This window comes from Acinetobacter sp. AOR12_HL, from assembly GCF_027855275.1.
Taxonomy (GTDB): Bacteria; Pseudomonadota; Gammaproteobacteria; order Pseudomonadales; family Moraxellaceae; genus Acinetobacter; species Acinetobacter baumannii.
Genome location: NZ_JAKTIJ010000025.1, coordinates 21,200 through 37,168, shown reverse-complemented (window position 1 = coordinate 37,168; position 15,969 = coordinate 21,200). Strand labels below are relative to the sequence as shown.

At 42.5% G+C, this 15,969-nt stretch carries 16 protein-coding genes and 1 pseudogene; 2 read left to right on the top strand and 15 right to left on the bottom strand.

Annotation, left to right across the window (positions count from 1 at the left end; all coding sequences use genetic code 11):
- Positions 1-177 precede the first annotated feature (177 nt).
- Together MKL36_RS12815 and MKL36_RS12810 are read right to left on the bottom strand one after the other, a co-directional pair.
- A pseudogene (locus MKL36_RS12815) lies at positions 178-324 on the bottom strand (PaaI family thioesterase); the annotation flags it as partial.
- 68 nt (positions 325-392) lie between these two features.
- Positions 393-1,286 carry an NAD(P)/FAD-dependent oxidoreductase gene (locus MKL36_RS12810; protein ID WP_021510292.1) on the bottom strand — a complete coding sequence of 298 codons (894 nt, stop codon included), beginning with the start codon at positions 1,284-1,286 and terminating at the stop codon, positions 393-395.
- Positions 1,287-1,564: 278 nt separating this feature from the next.
- Here MKL36_RS12810 and MKL36_RS12805 point away from each other — a divergent pair, with 278 nt between their 5' ends.
- The gene (locus MKL36_RS12805; protein ID WP_021510291.1) at positions 1,565-2,200 is read left to right on the top strand and encodes a TetR/AcrR family transcriptional regulator; all 636 of its coding nucleotides are present in this window, start codon (positions 1,565-1,567) and stop codon (positions 2,198-2,200) included.
- Between the two features lie 25 nt (positions 2,201-2,225).
- On the opposite strand, the gene MKL36_RS12800 is transcribed toward MKL36_RS12805, so the two are convergent.
- The 13 genes from MKL36_RS12800 to paaA form a co-directional block, all read right to left on the bottom strand.
- On the bottom strand, positions 2,226-2,609 hold the full coding sequence (locus MKL36_RS12800) for a PaaI family thioesterase (protein WP_021510290.1): 384 nt from the start codon (positions 2,607-2,609) through the stop codon (positions 2,226-2,228).
- A 77-nt stretch (positions 2,610-2,686) separates the two neighbouring features.
- Complete coding sequence (locus tag MKL36_RS12795) at positions 2,687-3,292, bottom strand: DapH/DapD/GlmU-related protein (RefSeq protein WP_021510289.1); 606 nt, start codon at positions 3,290-3,292, stop codon at positions 2,687-2,689.
- Entirely contained in the window at positions 3,279-4,244 is a 966-nt protein-coding gene (gene paaX, locus MKL36_RS12790) for a phenylacetic acid degradation operon negative regulatory protein PaaX (RefSeq protein WP_000062822.1), read from the bottom strand. The genes MKL36_RS12795 and paaX overlap by 14 nt, the downstream gene beginning before the upstream one ends.
- A 53-nt stretch (positions 4,245-4,297) precedes the next feature.
- A complete protein-coding gene (gene paaK / locus MKL36_RS12785) occupies positions 4,298-5,587 on the bottom strand; it encodes a phenylacetate--CoA ligase PaaK (RefSeq protein WP_000377856.1) in 1,290 nt (429 codons plus the stop codon).
- Positions 5,588-5,627: 40 nt separating this feature from the next.
- Positions 5,628-6,836: a 3-oxoadipyl-CoA thiolase gene (gene pcaF, locus MKL36_RS12780; protein ID WP_021510288.1), complete on the bottom strand. Its 1,209-nt coding sequence runs from the start codon at positions 6,834-6,836 to the stop codon at positions 5,628-5,630.
- 12 nt (positions 6,837-6,848) lie between these two features.
- The gene (locus MKL36_RS12775; protein WP_021510287.1) at positions 6,849-8,387 is read right to left on the bottom strand and encodes a 3-hydroxyacyl-CoA dehydrogenase; all 1,539 of its coding nucleotides are present in this window, start codon (positions 8,385-8,387) and stop codon (positions 6,849-6,851) included.
- 2 nt (positions 8,388-8,389) lie between these two features.
- Positions 8,390-9,181, bottom strand: coding sequence for a 2-(1,2-epoxy-1,2-dihydrophenyl)acetyl-CoA isomerase PaaG (gene paaG, locus MKL36_RS12770; protein WP_000386291.1), 792 nt, complete (start codon positions 9,179-9,181; stop codon positions 8,390-8,392).
- The gene (locus MKL36_RS12765; RefSeq protein ID WP_021510286.1) at positions 9,181-9,954 is read right to left on the bottom strand and encodes an enoyl-CoA hydratase-related protein; all 774 of its coding nucleotides are present in this window, start codon (positions 9,952-9,954) and stop codon (positions 9,181-9,183) included. Before MKL36_RS12765 ends, paaG begins: the two co-directional genes overlap by 1 nt.
- Before the next feature lie 8 nt (positions 9,955-9,962).
- Positions 9,963-11,024, bottom strand: coding sequence for a 1,2-phenylacetyl-CoA epoxidase subunit PaaE (gene paaE / locus MKL36_RS12760; protein WP_000077460.1), 1,062 nt, complete (start codon positions 11,022-11,024; stop codon positions 9,963-9,965).
- 23 nt (positions 11,025-11,047) lie between these two features.
- Complete coding sequence (paaD, locus tag MKL36_RS12755; protein ID WP_001177941.1) at positions 11,048-11,548, bottom strand: 1,2-phenylacetyl-CoA epoxidase subunit PaaD; 501 nt, start codon at positions 11,546-11,548, stop codon at positions 11,048-11,050.
- A gap of 16 nt (positions 11,549-11,564) precedes the next feature.
- On the bottom strand, positions 11,565-12,320 hold the full coding sequence (paaC, locus tag MKL36_RS12750; protein ID WP_001016798.1) for a 1,2-phenylacetyl-CoA epoxidase subunit PaaC: 756 nt from the start codon (positions 12,318-12,320) through the stop codon (positions 11,565-11,567).
- 12 nt (positions 12,321-12,332) lie between these two features.
- Positions 12,333-12,623 carry a 1,2-phenylacetyl-CoA epoxidase subunit PaaB gene (gene paaB / locus MKL36_RS12745; protein ID WP_000389648.1) on the bottom strand — a complete coding sequence of 97 codons (291 nt, stop codon included), beginning with the start codon at positions 12,621-12,623 and terminating at the stop codon, positions 12,333-12,335.
- Between the two features lie 32 nt (positions 12,624-12,655).
- Positions 12,656-13,594 (bottom strand): 1,2-phenylacetyl-CoA epoxidase subunit PaaA, encoded by a 939-nt coding sequence (gene paaA / locus MKL36_RS12740; protein WP_000431128.1) that lies wholly within the window; start codon positions 13,592-13,594, stop codon positions 12,656-12,658.
- 265 nt (positions 13,595-13,859) lie between these two features.
- Between paaA and paaZ the strand changes: the two genes are divergently transcribed.
- Positions 13,860-15,962, top strand: coding sequence for a phenylacetic acid degradation bifunctional protein PaaZ (gene paaZ, locus MKL36_RS12735; RefSeq protein ID WP_021510285.1), 2,103 nt, complete (start codon positions 13,860-13,862; stop codon positions 15,960-15,962).
- The last annotated feature ends 7 nt before the right edge of the window (positions 15,963-15,969 follow it).

Genomic DNA, 15,969 nt, shown 5'->3' with positions numbered 1-15,969 from the left:
TTTATTAAATCTAATTAAAGACGTATTTAAAAAACTAAAGTTACAATATTAAATGATATATGTCTTATTTTGAAATTAAACAAACAGCAATATTTAAATAAACAGCAAGTTCTTGCCATGTTACTATCTGTTGATTCAGCTATTTTATTTATATGAAATGAATTTCATAACCACACATCACGGCGCAAGTCTGTAACACGTAGAAGTAAACAAAGCGACTCTATTATTTAAACCGTCTGTTATCACCACTTCATAATGCGCGAACTTTTTAATACTGCCGACCTTAGTTGCCGTTGCAAATAACACCTTATCTTTCGCACCGTTCCTATTCAGGGACATCTAATTACATGAACCAGATCAGATATCTCTGATAAGAGCTAATTTATATGCGCTTAAACCAACATCGACTGCTGAGCAGAGATACCCGCAATTGCACCCTGCGATGATGCTGCGGTAACTGAAGACATGAGTGGATTAGCGAGATCACCAGCAGCATAGATACCAGACATACTGGTTTCACGACGCTCATCAACCTTAATCGCTATACCGAAAGGTGTATCGACTGTTGCAAGACCTAGTGGTTCGTGTAGGCCTGCGGACGGCTTAGTGTCTGGATGTGCGAATAGAATATCAACCATGACATTTTGATGGTTATCGAAACATACCGTTGCACCACGCCCTTCGTTGTGGACAATTTCGGTAATCTGGCCTTCTACCACATTTACATTACGGCGTTCGAGATCTGTCAGAATATCAGCAGAAATCTCGTGGCCATTGGTGAAGACCGTTAATGTACTCGTCCAATCATGATATAGACGTACATAATTATGGGACTTTGGACCAGACCAAATGAGTCCCCAATGTTGTTCAGCAACTTCAAAACCGTCACAGTAAGGACAAGGCACGATGGATGCGCCCCAATTTTCAGCAAAACCAGAAATATCAGGCATCTGGTCGACCACACCATAGCTTAAGATAAGACGGCGTGCGCCCATAGTCTTACCATCGCTTGTAAGGACCGAGAAGTTATCGATAGAACCTGAGATGCTTTCAGCCCGAGCATTGACCAACTTAATAGTTGGATAGCGTTCTAACTGCCGACGTGCTTCAGCTAAGATTTCCAGCGGTGGCTTATGGTCATGTCCAAGCAAACCATGAGAATGACCAGCGAAGCGATTGCGCGGCAGGCCCGTATCAAGAACAGTAACCTTACGACGAGCACGGCCGAGTTGCAGTGCAGCAGCAAGACCAGCAAAGCTGCCGCCTATAATGATGACGTCATCCATAGTGATAGGCTCCTAATTTAAATCAAGAAGTTAGGTGATGCCTAATGTTCAATACCTTGCTCAGATATTTAGTTGTAACAGGCAATGAATACACTTCTGCATTGCAGAGAAAGTCACCCATCACTGTGCTAACCAACCGAACGACATTGCGTTAGATATACACGAAGAGATTTAGCTTTGAAGGATCTCGCTAAGATCTTATCAATCGATTGCACATTTAGGATACTTTATGGTATCGTAATTCAGTAATTAAGACACTGTCAAGGACTATAATTATTGTGAGCGAAAAAAAGAGAAGTCAGCGCGGTCGGCCAGTAAATCAAGAATTAGCTAAAACGATAGTTGATACGGCATTTGAACTTTTTGTAGAATTGGGTTTTCAGGCGGCAACATTGGACAAAGTTGCCCAAAAAGCAAAGATATCGAAGCTTAGTATCTATCGGCACTTTGAGAACAAGGAAGCCCTTTTCAGTGCAGCAATATTGGCCCGATGCCAACAGTTTGCACCACAAAATCTTTTTGAAGGAATCGAAGGTTCGGCCGAAGAACAGCTTATGGCAGCCGGTTCATCTTTACTGCGTACATTATTAAGCTCGGATGTTCGCAGTGTCGAGGCTATGATCGTAGCCGACAAAACAAATCAAAAATCATTAAGCAAGCTTCATTACGATGCGGGGCCTACTCATGTCATCGCCCAAATCGAAGCCATGCTATGTCAGTTGCATACCAAAAAGCTTCTGAACGTGCCTAATCCTCATCAATCTGCGCGAATGTTTGCCGCGCTTTTTAAAGGATCTGATCTATTAATGATTGCGCGCTTTGATGAAGCTAGAGCAATGGACGATAATGAAATCGAATCCTATTGTCGATCGGCTGTTAAAATGTTCATCGCTGCTCATGGTGGTAGCAACTAGATGAGTTAACAGGCTTTGCTTTATCTTACGGTGCAAGTCTGTAACAGGTAGACGTAAATAAAGCGACTCTATTATTCAAACCGTCTGTTATCACCACTTCATAATGCGCGAATTTTTTACTACTTCCGACCTTAGTTGCCGTTGCAAATAACACCTTATCTTTCGCACCGCTCATATAGCGAATATCCGCCTGTAGGCCTGTATATGGCGCCTCGCCTGCATTACAAGCCATCGCAAAAGCAATATCGGCTAAAGAAAATATGACACCGCCATGCACGCCGCCCAATGCATTCATGTGCTCGTCTTTCACATTAAGCTTGCAACGCGCTTCATCAAAACTGCGATGCAGCACTTGTACACCCAAAAGCTCTGCGAACTGATCAACCGCAGTGGTTTCCATTTTTTGCACAAACGTCTCCCTACTCGTGCGAGTATTCCTTAAGTGTTATAAACCTATATGTATTGAAATCGACTTGTTAAGAGTCGTTAAACGCTATCTTGTTTAATTTGATAGTTTGAAGAACTAAAGTCCTTATAGGTCAGGCGGTCATCCAACTCTGAGCTTAAAGGCTGAACTTCTTGCATTGAATTTAAGCAGCGCTGTGCAAGCTCCATGTATTCTTGCGTGCCTCTAGTTTTCCATTTTTTTTCTTGTTCTGATAAATCACGCGCAACCTTGGCAGGACTGCCCATTGCCAAAACATTTGCCGGAATAATATCTTTGGTTTTGACCAGACTATTTGCACCAATAATAGTGTTTTCACCAATTTCGGCATAGTCCAAAATTACACTGTTCATGCCGACCAAAACATTTTTTCCAATGCGGCAGCCATGCAAAATTGCCCCATGTCCAATGTGGCCCATTTCCTCAACTAAAGTCACGCTTTGCGGAAAGCCATGTACGGTGCAGCTATCTTGTATATTGGCATTTTGCTTAATATGAATACGACCAAAATCGGCACGCAATGAAGCAAATGGCCCTACATATACGCCCGCTTCAATAATCACATCACCAATTAAAACAGCAGTTGGGTGTACAAAAGCTTCTGGGCTAACGACTGGAATAACACCGTCAATACTATAACAAGGCATGATTTAACCTCTCATTTGTCGCCACCAAACCTCCGAAACGGCGCCAATAATGTGCTGTGGCATTTGGCATTGGTCCTTCTGCTGTTGCGGCAACAGACAAGAAGTATTCATCCGCAGGTTCAAATACTTTTTTATAAATATTCATTGATAACGTTCGTGCACTAATCGCGGGCCAGTCAGTTGGCAACAATTCAAGCGGTAATGCAGGGTCTTTCAATAAAATCCGTCGATAATAATGAATCAGCAAAGTTCGAATTTGAAAGGCCTGAACAGGTTCAAGTTGTTCGTTTTCCTGCATCAGCAACACGCCAATTTCTCTAAAAATATCGAGGAACTGTAGATATCTTTGGCGTAATTCATCGATAGGCCAGTTGGTTCTGAGCATACGCCCAATGGTATCAACCGAGTTATTAAAGAGCTGCAAGGTTTCAGCTTTAAACACCACCACTTGCTCACTCATATTTAAGTCAACCAACAAGCGTTGCAGTTCAATACGGTTACAACCCGGATAAGCCATTAGGTTTGTAGAAATATTGGCAAATCCTAACCATTCGAGTTCTTTCTTTAACAACGCTTTATTTTCAGTGTCGAGGCTAGACATCAGAATAAGATCCCAATAATGATCCCACTCTTTCATCTGGTCGTTATAAATGCGTTGCTCGGCTTGCAAATAAGTCGAACGGCTCGAATCGGTAATTCGATAAAAACTGGTTCTACCAATTTTGTCTGAACATAACCAATCATTTTTAACTAAACGAAAAACAGAGGTTCTTACAGCGCGGTCATTAAAACCAAACAGCTCTAATAACTGAATCAGGCTTGCAAGACTAATGTTTCCACCCCGATGAAGTACTGAATCTCCAAAAATTGTCGAAATAAGCGAAGTTCCACTTAAGGTTTCATTCTTTACAACAGAATCAATTATTTGCTGTATTTTTGCACTCATACTCATATCTTGGCGTTTAGTTTCAGGGTATAGATTCTATACCCTGAATGATCTTGATGTTAAGCAATCTGACGCATATCGATTACCCGCTTTGCCTTACCTTCCGAACGAGGTAAGGTCGCTTCTGTCACAACCTCTACAGTAACGCTAATCCCAATCATGGTTTTAATGCGTTTCATCAACTCCTGAGCAAGTTGATTGGCCTGTATAGTACAGTTATGACACATCTCTGTACGGATATGCAAAGTATCCATATGGCCTTTTTTAGTCACCAAAATTTCATAATTTGGAACTAAATGCGGAACTTGCAAAATTTGCTCTTCAATTTGGGTCGGGAAAACGTTCACGCCGCGAATAATTAGCATGTCGTCACTACGACCCACAATTTTATCCATTTTGCGCATTGCCAGATTTTCACCCGGTAGTAAGCGGGTCAAATCACGAGTACGGTAACGAATAATCGGTAAGCCTTCTTTGGTAATGGTGGTAAAGACTAGCTCGCCAAGTTCGCCATCTTTACAGACTTCACCTGTTTCAGGGTTAATAATTTCCGGATAGAAATGATCTTCCCAAATGGTTAATCCCTCGCCCTCACCTAAGCACTGCATCGCAACACCCGGTCCCATCACCTCAGACAAACCATAAATATCGAGTGCTTTAATATTAAGGCGTTCTTCAATCTCACGGCGCAGTTCGTTGGTCCAAGGCTCGGCACCAAAAATACCGACTTTTAAAGACGTATTACGTGCAGTACCAAATTGTTGCTCGAGCTTTTCAATAATGCTCACACAATACGATGGCGTAACCATAATTGCAGTCGGTTTAAAGTCTTGAATAAGCTGAACTTGCTTTTCAGTTTGGCCGCCAGACATTGGAATAACCGTTGCACCTAAGCGCTCGGCACCATAATGTGCACCTAGACCACCTGTAAATAGTCCATAGCCATAAGCCACCTGAACCATATCTTTCGCGGTTAAACCTGCCATGCGTAAGCAACGCGCAACAATGTCCGACCAAGTGTTAATATCTTTTTGGGTGTAACCCACCACGGTCGGTTTACCGGTTGTACCCGATGATGCATGTAAACGCACAATCTGTTCTTGCGGTACGGCAAACATTCCAAACGGATAGTTGTCTCTTAAATCCTGTTTGGTGGTAAATGGAAACTTCGCCAGATCGTCTAAAGTCACGAAGTCATCAGGATGCACACCTGCTTCATCGAACTTTTTCTTATAGACCGGACTATTTTCATATACAAAAGTCAGGGTTTGCTTTAACCGTTTCGTTTGCAGCTCTCTAAGCTCTGCAAGTGTTAATTGCTCAACATTATCCATTGTAAGGCTGTCCATCGCCTCTCTCCTCATTATGTAATTTTAAAAACCGTCTGAATTAATTTAAGTTTTCCAAAATCAGTGCAACACCTTGTCCAACACCTACACACATCGTGCAAAGTGCATAGCGTCCACCGCGTTTTTTTAGCTCACGTGTTGCGGTAATGACTAAACGTGTACCACTCATACCGAGCGGATGGCCTAACGCAATCGCACCACCATTTGGGTTAACGCGTTCATCGTCATCTTTTAGACCAAGTTCACGCATACAAGCCAAAGATTGGGCTGCGAATGCTTCATTCAGCTCAATCACATCCATCTGATCTAGCGTTAAACCTGTTTGCTTTAAAATTTTCTGTACAGCCGGAACAGGACCTATACCCATATATTTGGGTTCAACCCCTGCACTTGCAATGCCTATCACACGTGCTAAAGGTTTTAAACCATGTGTATCTGCAAATTCACGGTTGGTAATTAACACACAAGCAGCGCCATCATTTACACCAGAGGCATTTCCGGCAGTCACCGAACCGCCTTCTTTTTTAAAAGGCGCTTTTAGTTTTGCGAGTGCTTCAAGTGTCGTTTCACGCGGATGTTCATCGCGGTTCACCACAACCACGTTTTTCTTACGGTCTACAAGCTCGACAGGCAATATCTCGTCGTTAAAGAAACCGTTTTGTTGTGCAGCAGCGGTTTTTTGTTGGCTACGTAATGCAAAAGCATCTTGGTCTTCACGACTAATTTGATACTTTTCAGCTACATTTTCGGCAGTTTCAGGCATGCTGTCGGTGCCGTATTGCGCTTTAAGCTGCTTATTTACAAAGCGCCAGCCAATGGTGGTATCATAAATTTCAGGTGTACGGCTAAACGCTTCGGTCGGTTTAGCCTGTACAAATGGCGCACGGCTCATTGACTCAACACCACCTGCCAACACAAATTGTGCTTCACCAGCTTTAATTGAGCGTGCTGCAAGGCCTACTGCATCTAAACCCGAAGCACATAAGCGATTGACGGTCATGGCTGGCACTGTATCAGGTAAGCCTGCTAACAGTGTTGCCATACGTGCAACGTTACGGTTGTCTTCACCTGCTTGGTTGGCACATCCTAAAAACACTTCGTCTACCGTATTCCACGGTAGGTTCGGGTGTTTATCTTTTAAATATTTGATGGGCAATGCAGCTAAATCATCTGCACGTACAGCACTTAGGGCACCTGCATATCGTCCAATTGGGGTACGAATAAAATCGCAAATTAAAACGTCTTCCATGTTGACTCCTGATTATGCAAATTCGGTCATATCACGTGAATATTGAGTAGCAATGTTTTGAGTTTTCGCTACATATTGCTTGAGGTAGATACTCGCGCGATATTTTTCCTCTCCATACAGTGCATATAAGTTATTTAAGGTTTGGAGGACATAAGCGCCGCCCATTTGTGTCAACCACTGGTAAGGGCCTTTAGGATAATTCACTCCATATTTCATGGCATTATCAATATCTTCCAGACTCGCAACACCATGTAAACTTGCTTCACAGGCTTCATTAATGAGTAAAGCGATGGTGCGTAAGGTTAACAGTGCCGGATGGTCTTTAATCCACATCACGCTGATACCAAACTGTGCAAAGTAAGCCTCAACTTTAGCCAGATCACTTGCTTCACAAAGCTCGTTATGACTGAGTACTAAAGCCTCCGCCTGCTCAAAATCATGATGCCAATCCATTAAAACCACTTTACGGCTTAGGTAATGAATATTGGCTGACTCCCCTTGGCTTAAACGTAAATCGATATCATCAATTTGAAGAATATTGTCATCACTCGCAGATCCGCTTTTTAAACCCAAACGCGTTAAAAAAGCAGGTAGCTGAGACCAAGTCCCTTTTAGCTGAATATGTGCATCAACTGGCTTGGCAACCACAGCTTGAGGCTGAAATGTCTCGTATTGATTTTTTTCGTTATAGCGATAAAAGCCCTGTTTTGACTTACGGCCCCAAGTACCTGCATCGACCAATTCTTTTTGAATGAGGCTTGGACGGTAGCGTGGTTCGTAAAAAAACTCTTGGTAAACGCTTTGGGTCACCGAAAAGTTAACATCTTGCCCAATAAGGTCGGTAAGTTCACACGGTCCCATCGCAAAACCACCACATTGCTTTAAAGCATAGTCTAGCTGGTCGTAGCTGGTGACTTGTTCTTGCAGTGCTCTAAAGCCTTCTGCATAAAACGGCCGTGCAATTCGGTTAACAATAAAACCGGGAGTCGACTTGGTGAGTACAGGAATTTTTTTCCAATTCAACATCAAGTTTTTTAGAGCCAAACATAAGCTATTTGGGGTTTTTAAGCCTTGCACAATTTCAACCAGTTTCATGACTGGCGCAGGGTTAAAAAAGTGTAAGCCGACCACACGCTCAGGGTGAGCAATGCCAGCCGAAATTGCAGTCACTGAAATTGAAGATGTATTGCTTGCAAAAATGGTTTGCGCACTACAAATTTCAGCGAGCTGTTTAAATAAAGACTGTTTAACTTCTTTTTTCTCAACCACTGCTTCAATGACTAAGTCAGCCTCACTTAAAGCTTCAATTTGATTGACCACCTTTAAACGCGCTAAAGCTTCATCCGCTTGCTGTTGTGTGAGCTTGCTCTTTTCAACCAGCTTTTTAAATGTCTGCCCTAAGCCGTGAACGGCTTGTTGCGCTTTTTGAGCGTCCAGATCATATAAAACGGTCGAGTGCCCATTGACGATGGCTAACTGGGCAATGCCGATGCCCATGGTGCCAGAACCAATAACGGCAATTCGGGCACGAGATAAGTCTAAATCTGTCATACTTAGCGCCCTTTAAAATTTGGTTCACGTTTATTCATAAAGGCTTGTACCCCTTCACGATAATCTTCGGAACGACCCGCAATACGTTGTAAATCTCGCTCTAACAGCATTTGCTCATCAAAAGTGTTATTGCTTGATTGATGAATGGCTTTTTTAATGAGAGATAGACCAAATGTAGGCTGTTTCGCTAAACGTTCAGCGAGTTCAGTCACTTTTGTTTTAAGCTCGGCGTCTTCAACCACATCCCAAATCATGCCCCATTCTTTTGCGGTTTCTGCCGGTAACTTGTCACCTAACAAAGCCAATCCCATCGCACGCGCATGACCTACAGCACGTGGTAAAAACCATGTACCCGCAGAGTCTGGAACCAAACCTAAGCGGCAAAATGCTTGTACGAAGTTTGCCGATTTAGCTGCAATCACCAAGTCACAAGCCAGTGCAATATTTGCCCCTGCACCTGCTGCCACACCATTTACGGCGCAAATGACAGGCTTTGGCATATTTACAATCGTTTTAATGAGCGGGTTATAGTAAGTTTCAATGGAATATCCTAAATCTGGAGCTTCAGCGTTTGGGTCTACTACACGATCACCTAAGTCTTGCCCTGCACAGAAGCCACGGCCTTCGCCACTAATCACAACACATCGAACATCTGGATTTTTAGTCCACAGGTTTAAAACCTCAGCCACTTCACGGTGCATATCAACGTTAAAGCTATTCAGTGCTTTTGGGCGGTTAAATGTCAGGTAGCCAACACCATTTTTTTCTTCAGCAATAATATTTTGATAGTCCATCACTCACCTCTAAACACTGGCTTTCTTTTCTCAAAGAAAGCATTAATCCCTTCGTTTCGATCTTTTGTAGCCGCCAGCCAGACAAAGTTTTGACGTTCAAACTTGAGTCCCTGACTTAGTGTTGTTTCATGAATACTTTTAATTGATTGTTTAATCACGCGAATCGCTAAAGGCGCTTGTTTGGCAATTTTGGCTGCAAGTTGAACCGCATATTCAACGGTTAATTCGGTCGGAACCACTTGACTGCAAATGCCATGTTGCTCGGCTTGTTTTGCCGAAATCATCTCACCTGTCATACTCCAGCGCATGGTGAGTTGTTGTCCAACCAAGCGTGCTAAACGCTGTGTTCCGCCTGCACCCGGCAACATCCCAAGGCCAATTTCAGGTAAAGCGAATCGGGCATTTTCACCGCAAATCACCATATCTGAATGCAAAACCAACTCAAACCCAGCGCCTAAGGCATAGCCATTCACTGCTGTAATCAGTGGCTTACTAAACGCATCAATTTTTTGCCAAAGCTTCGGGCGAATATCGAGTTGCAAAGACACGGCGTCCATTGCAGCCAATTCGCTAAGATCTGCTCCAGCCGCAAAACATTGAGCGTTACCTGTTAAAACTACCGCTTTGACTTGAGCATTGTGCTCAGCTTCTTCGAGCAACTCGCATAAACACTGCAATGTTGCATTGTTTAAAGCATTTCTTTTTTCTGGACGGTTTAAGGTTAATAACAAAACACCGTCAGTTGCTGTGCTGGCTTTGATTAACTCTTGCATGACAGCCTCTATTCATCAAAACTCAAGCGAACATTTGAGCCTTTTGGTAAGGTCTGACAGCTCAGCACATAACCCTTTTCAACTTCATCTTCTTCAAGACTATAGTTAAGGAACATGTCGACTTCGCCAGAAAGCACCTTACAACGACAGGTCGCACACACTCCACCTTTACATGCATACGGTAAGTCGGCACCCGCACGTAAAGCCGCATCAAGAATACTTTCATCATCTTGAGCCACAGAAACAATCAGCTCACGACCATCTAAAATGATGTTTACTTTTTCTTCTTTACGGTTTGCATCCGCTTCAACACTACGTTTACGCGCTTGCCCTGTATGGAAACGTTCAGTGTGAATGCGCTCTTTGGCAATACCAAAGTTTGGCAATGTATTTTCTACGGCATTCATCATTTCGTCTGGGCCGCAGGCAAACACATGGTCAAAGTTTGTTTCAAGCACTTCAAAATCAAAAAGTTGCTTAAGCTTTTCTGCATCAATACGACCGTTCATCAGTTCACTATCGTTGAACTCACGAGAAAAAATATTGATGAGTTGAAAGCGTTCTTTAAACTGATCTTTCAAATCCATAATTTGCTCGGCAAACATGGTTTGTTTCCATGAGCGATTGCCATAGAGCAAGGTAAAATTAGCTTCAGGTTGTTCAAATAAAACTTGTTTAATAATTGATAGAATTGGCGTGATACCACTGCCTGCCGCAACGCCTAAATAGTTTTGTCCGCCCATCTTGGCTGCTTTTTGAAAAAACACACCTTGTGGTGGCATGACTTCAAGCACATCGCCCACTTTTAAATGGTCATTGGCCCAGTTTGAAAATTGACCCTGATCAATTTTTTTAACCGCAATACTGATGTCTTCTTTGCCCGCATAGCTGCAAATTGAATAGCAACGGCGGATTTCACCCGCTTCAGTTAAATGGCGAATGGTTAAATGTTGCCCCGGTTGAAATTGAAATTGTTCTTGTTGTTCAGGTACAACGTCAAATGCAATACAAATTGCCTGATCGGTTTGCGGCGTAATACTTTTTACTTTTAATGGTACAAATTGGCTCATGGCTGATTTCCTTATCTAAAGACTTAAATACATTTGAAGTAATCAAAAGGCTCAAGACAGTCCTGACATTTATAAAGTGCTTTACAGGCGGTAGAACTAAACTCTGTTAACAGTCGGGTATGTCGGCTTTTGCAACGTGGGCACTCGACACCATCATTTAAATGAACGTGAGTTCCACACTGATGCGCCAACCCTTCAGGTGGTGCAATGCCATAAACTTGCAGTTTCTTTTTCCCTGCTTCAGACATCCAGTCCGTGGTCCATGCTTCTGATAAATCGACCATGACTTTGACCGGTGTCAAAGCTTCTGCGGTAAATGCCTCAACAATTTGTGTTTTGAGCATATCTGTTGCTGGGCAACCGCTATATGTTGGAGTTAGACGAACAATAATTTCTTGTTGATCGTTAATCTCTACACCGCGAATCATGCCCAAATCGACAACCGATAAAACCGGAATTTCAGGGTCACTTACCGTTTGTAGAACGTCCCAACACTGGTCGATGCAATGACGAATCATTTGCATGGCTCACCTCCTTGTCTTACCAGGTCATTCCCGGATAAGTTCTTTGAATACATTGCATTTCAGCCAACAAATAACCCAAATGCTCGGTATGCAATCCTTGTTTCGCACCACGGCGATAAGCACCGTTCACAGCAACATTTAATTCAAAACGCTTAAGCTCATCTGCAATGGTTTGGTTCCATTGTTCTTTTTCATTTGAAAAATCTGGAATCACACCTTCTGCAACTAATGCTTTTTCGTCTGCACTCAGTTCAAATAATTCAGCGGTAAAGCGCCATAAATTATTTAAACCGTCTTGCACACGTTGATGTGCTTCATCTGTACTTAAACTTAAACGTTCCATCCAGCTTGTTGAAAAGCGGATGTGATACTTCACTTCTTTTAAAGATTTCACAGCAAGCGCGCTTAATTCAGGAAGTGAGCTTTGCGCTAAAGCCGTAAATAAATGAAGATGGTAATGGTCCATCAACCACTGGCGTACAATCGTTTGTGCAAAGTCACCATTGGGTTGTTCACACAACAATAGGTTTAAAAACTCACGTTCTGTACGGAAATACGCAAGTTGGTCTTCATCACGTTGAGCTTCATCATATTGACCAGCCAAAGTCAGAAAGTTTCTTGCTTGACCTAACAAGTCCAAGCCGATATTGGCTAAGGCAATATCAATTTCAAGCTCAGGTGCATGCCCGCACCATTCAGCCAAACGCTGAGATAAAACCAGTTGGCTGTCGCCAATATGTAATAAGAATTTAGATAAAACTGAATGATTCATTTGCCATTCCCCTTACATGTGCTCAATGCCATCTGGGATATGGTAAAAAGTCGGATGACGATAAACCTTGTCTAAAGAAGGATCGAAAAATTCAGCTTTTTCATCTGGCTGTGATGACTTAATCAGTTCTGAACGAACTACCCAAATGCTAATTCCTTCATTACGACGCGTGTAAACATCACGAGCATGTTGCAGTGCAATTTCATCATCAGGTGCTCTTAAGCTGCCTACATGACGGTGGCTTAAGCCTTGTTTACTACGTACAAATACTTCGTAGAGCGACCAGTTGTTTTTATCTTCCATTTTGATTTCCTCAAATTTTTCCATAAATCTTGTTAAGCCACTTTGTTCGCTTCAAGCTGCTGTTTTTTCGCGTAGACTACTGCTGCATCACGAACCCATTTGCCGTTTTCCCATGCTTTACGGCGTGCTTCGATACGCTCGTGATTACATGGTCCACGTCCGGCAATCACTTCATTAAATTCGTGCCAGTCAATCTCACCAAACTCATAGTGGCCTGTTTCTTCATTGAACTTTAAATCTGGGTCCGGTACTTCCAAGCCAAGTTGCAACACTTGCGGTACGGTGTTATCGACAAACTTTTGACGTAATTCATCGTTACTAAAACGTTTGATTTTCCACGCCATGCTTTGTGCACTGTTTGGAGAGTGCTCATCACTTGGACCAAACATCATCAGTGCTGGCCACCAGAAACGGTTCACTGCATCTTGTGCCATCTGTTTTTGTTCCGGTGTACCGTTTGCCAAAGCCATCATGGCTTCAAAACCTTGACGTTGGTGGAAACTTTCTTCTTTACAAATACGTACCATCGCACGTGCATATGGCCCATATGAAGTACGGCAAAGCGCAACTTGGTTCACAATGGCTGCCCCATCGACAAGCCAACCAATTGCAGCAACATCTGCCCAAGTCAAAGTTGGATAGTTAAAGATTGATGAGTATTTCATTTTCCCATTAATCAACTTTTCCATCATGTCATCACGGTCAGCACCTAAAGTTTCTGCTGCGCTATACAGATATAAACCATGACCCGCTTCATCTTGTACTTTCGCGAGCAAAACCGCTTTGCGTTTTAAAGTTGGCGCACGAGTAATCCAGTTTCCTTCAGGCAACATACCTACAATTTCAGAATGGCCATGTTGCCCGATTTGACGAATCAATGTTTTGCGGTAGGCATCAGGCATTTGATCCTTAGCCTCGATCGTAATTTCATTGGCAATATTTTGTTCAAATTTCTGGTAATTGTTTTCCATTCTTTCATTCCCTGTAGGTATCACCCTTAAATCTATTTTTCGATACACAAAAAACAAAGTCAACTAATTTTTTAGTATCAAATTAAATCCACAACAACAAAACAATTCAACCTATTGAAATTAATAAATTTAAGTTAAATGTAAAAAACTTTTTTACTTTTAAAAATCAAAATAAAGTTGACTTTTATACAAATTAATCTGAAATTATGAATCATATTTTTGCAATTTTTATAATTGATGTATCACATAAAAAAGGAGTTTGGTCATGCTTGAACAAGCACACCTAGAAGGAACCTCAACTGACACAGATTTTCAGCAGTCTGAGCATCAACTGCCTCATCTTGCTTCTTATGTCTATGGAACATGGCATTCGTCTGACGAAGAATTACGTACCGTTTATCATGCCATTACAGGTGAATCGATTTATGCCGTAAGTAGTCATGGCATAGATATGAAACGTGTTGTTCAGTATGCCAAACAGAATGGTTCAGAACTGGCTAACTGGACGTTTCACCAACGTGCCAATGCGTTAAAACAAATTGCCCAACATTTACTTGAACGTAAGGAAGACTTCTACAAACTTGCTTATGCCACAGGCGCAACTCGTAAAGATGCGTGGATTGATATTGAAGGTGGGATCCAGACATTATTTGCTTATTCAAGTCTGGTTCGCCGTGAACTCAATGATGAAAAAATTATTACTGAAGATAGCTGGATTCAATTATCTAAAAACGGCACTTTCGGCGCTAAACACATTTTAAGCCCTAAAGTAGGTGTTGCCGTTCATATTAATGCTTTTAACTTCCCAATTTGGGGAATGCTTGAAAAGATTGCACCGACGCTACTTGCAGGCGTGCCATGTATTGTGAAACCAGCAACCGATGGTGCCCAATTAACTCAAGCAGTTGTAAAAGCCATTGAGGAAACACATGTCTTACCAAAAGGCTCACTACAACTCATTTGCGGTCAGACTTATGACCTGTTAGAACAGTTAGGCCCACAAGACTGTGTGACCTTTACAGGTTCTGCCTACACAGGCCAAAAACTACGTAACCACCCTCACCTCAATAAATATTCGATTCCATTTAGCATGGAAGCCGACTCGGTAAACAGTGCAATTTTAAGCCCTGAGGCAAATGAAGAGACTGTCGATTTATTTGTGCGTGAAGTCTTCCGTGAAATGACTACAAAAGCAGGCCAAAAATGTACTGCCATTCGTCGCGCTTTCGTTCCTGAAAATTTGTTAGCGACTGTACAAGAGAAGCTGACTGCCAAACTTGCTAAAGTTGTGGTGGGCGACCCTCAAAAAGAAGAAACCACCATGGGGGCTTTAGCGAGCATTAAACAAAAACATGACGTTGCAGAAAAAGTTGCCGAACTCAGCAAAGATGCAAAAATTGTTTTTGGTGGAAACGATAGTTTTACATTTAATGCAGACCATCCTGAAAAAGGTGCTTTTTTCGCTCCAACTTTATTGGTGTGTGAACAGCCTTTACAAGCGACGAATGTTCATACCACGGAAGCTTTCGGTCCGGTATGTACACTCATGCCATATCAAAACATTGAAGAACTAGCTGACCTTGTTTCACGTGGTGAAGGTAGCTTAGTGGCTTCTGTCGTTAAAAATAACGATGAGAATATTGAGCAGATTATTCAAAAAATTGCGCCTTGGCATGGCCGTGTGCATGTACTTGATGCAGAGTCAGCAAAAGAAAGTACAGGACATGGTTCACCACTTCCGCATTTAGTACACGGCGGTCCTGGTCGTGCAGGTGGCGGTGAAGAGTTAGGTGGTATTCGCGCCGTTAAACACTACATGCAGCGCACTGCAATTCAGGGTTCTCCAAACAGTCTGACTCAAATTACCCACTCATGGACTGCTGGCTCAAAAGTTAATGAAGATCGCGTACATCCATTTAAAAAGTCTTTTGATGAGTTAGTGATTGGTGAACGTTTATTAACAGCGCGTCGTACAGTCACCGAAGCAGATATTGTCAATTTTGCTTGTTTAAGCGGTGACTACTTCTATGCACATACTGACAAAATCGCAGCGGCCGAGTCTTTCTTTGGAGAGCGTGTGGCACACGGTTACTTCATTGTGTCTGCTGCAGCAGGTCTATTTGTCGATGCAGCACAAGGTCCTGTGATTGCCAATTATGGTATGGACAACTTACGTTTTGTTGAACCGGTTAAAATTGGTGACTCAATCCAAGTTGAACTCACCTGTAAACAAAAAACACCTAAACCACAAAAAGACCCGTCTCAACCTGCGCATGGCGTTGTGGTATGGGATATTAAAGTCAAAAACCAACGTGGTGAACTTGTCGCAACTTACGACATTTTAACCTTAGTTGCTCGCGAGGCTTAATGTTTAA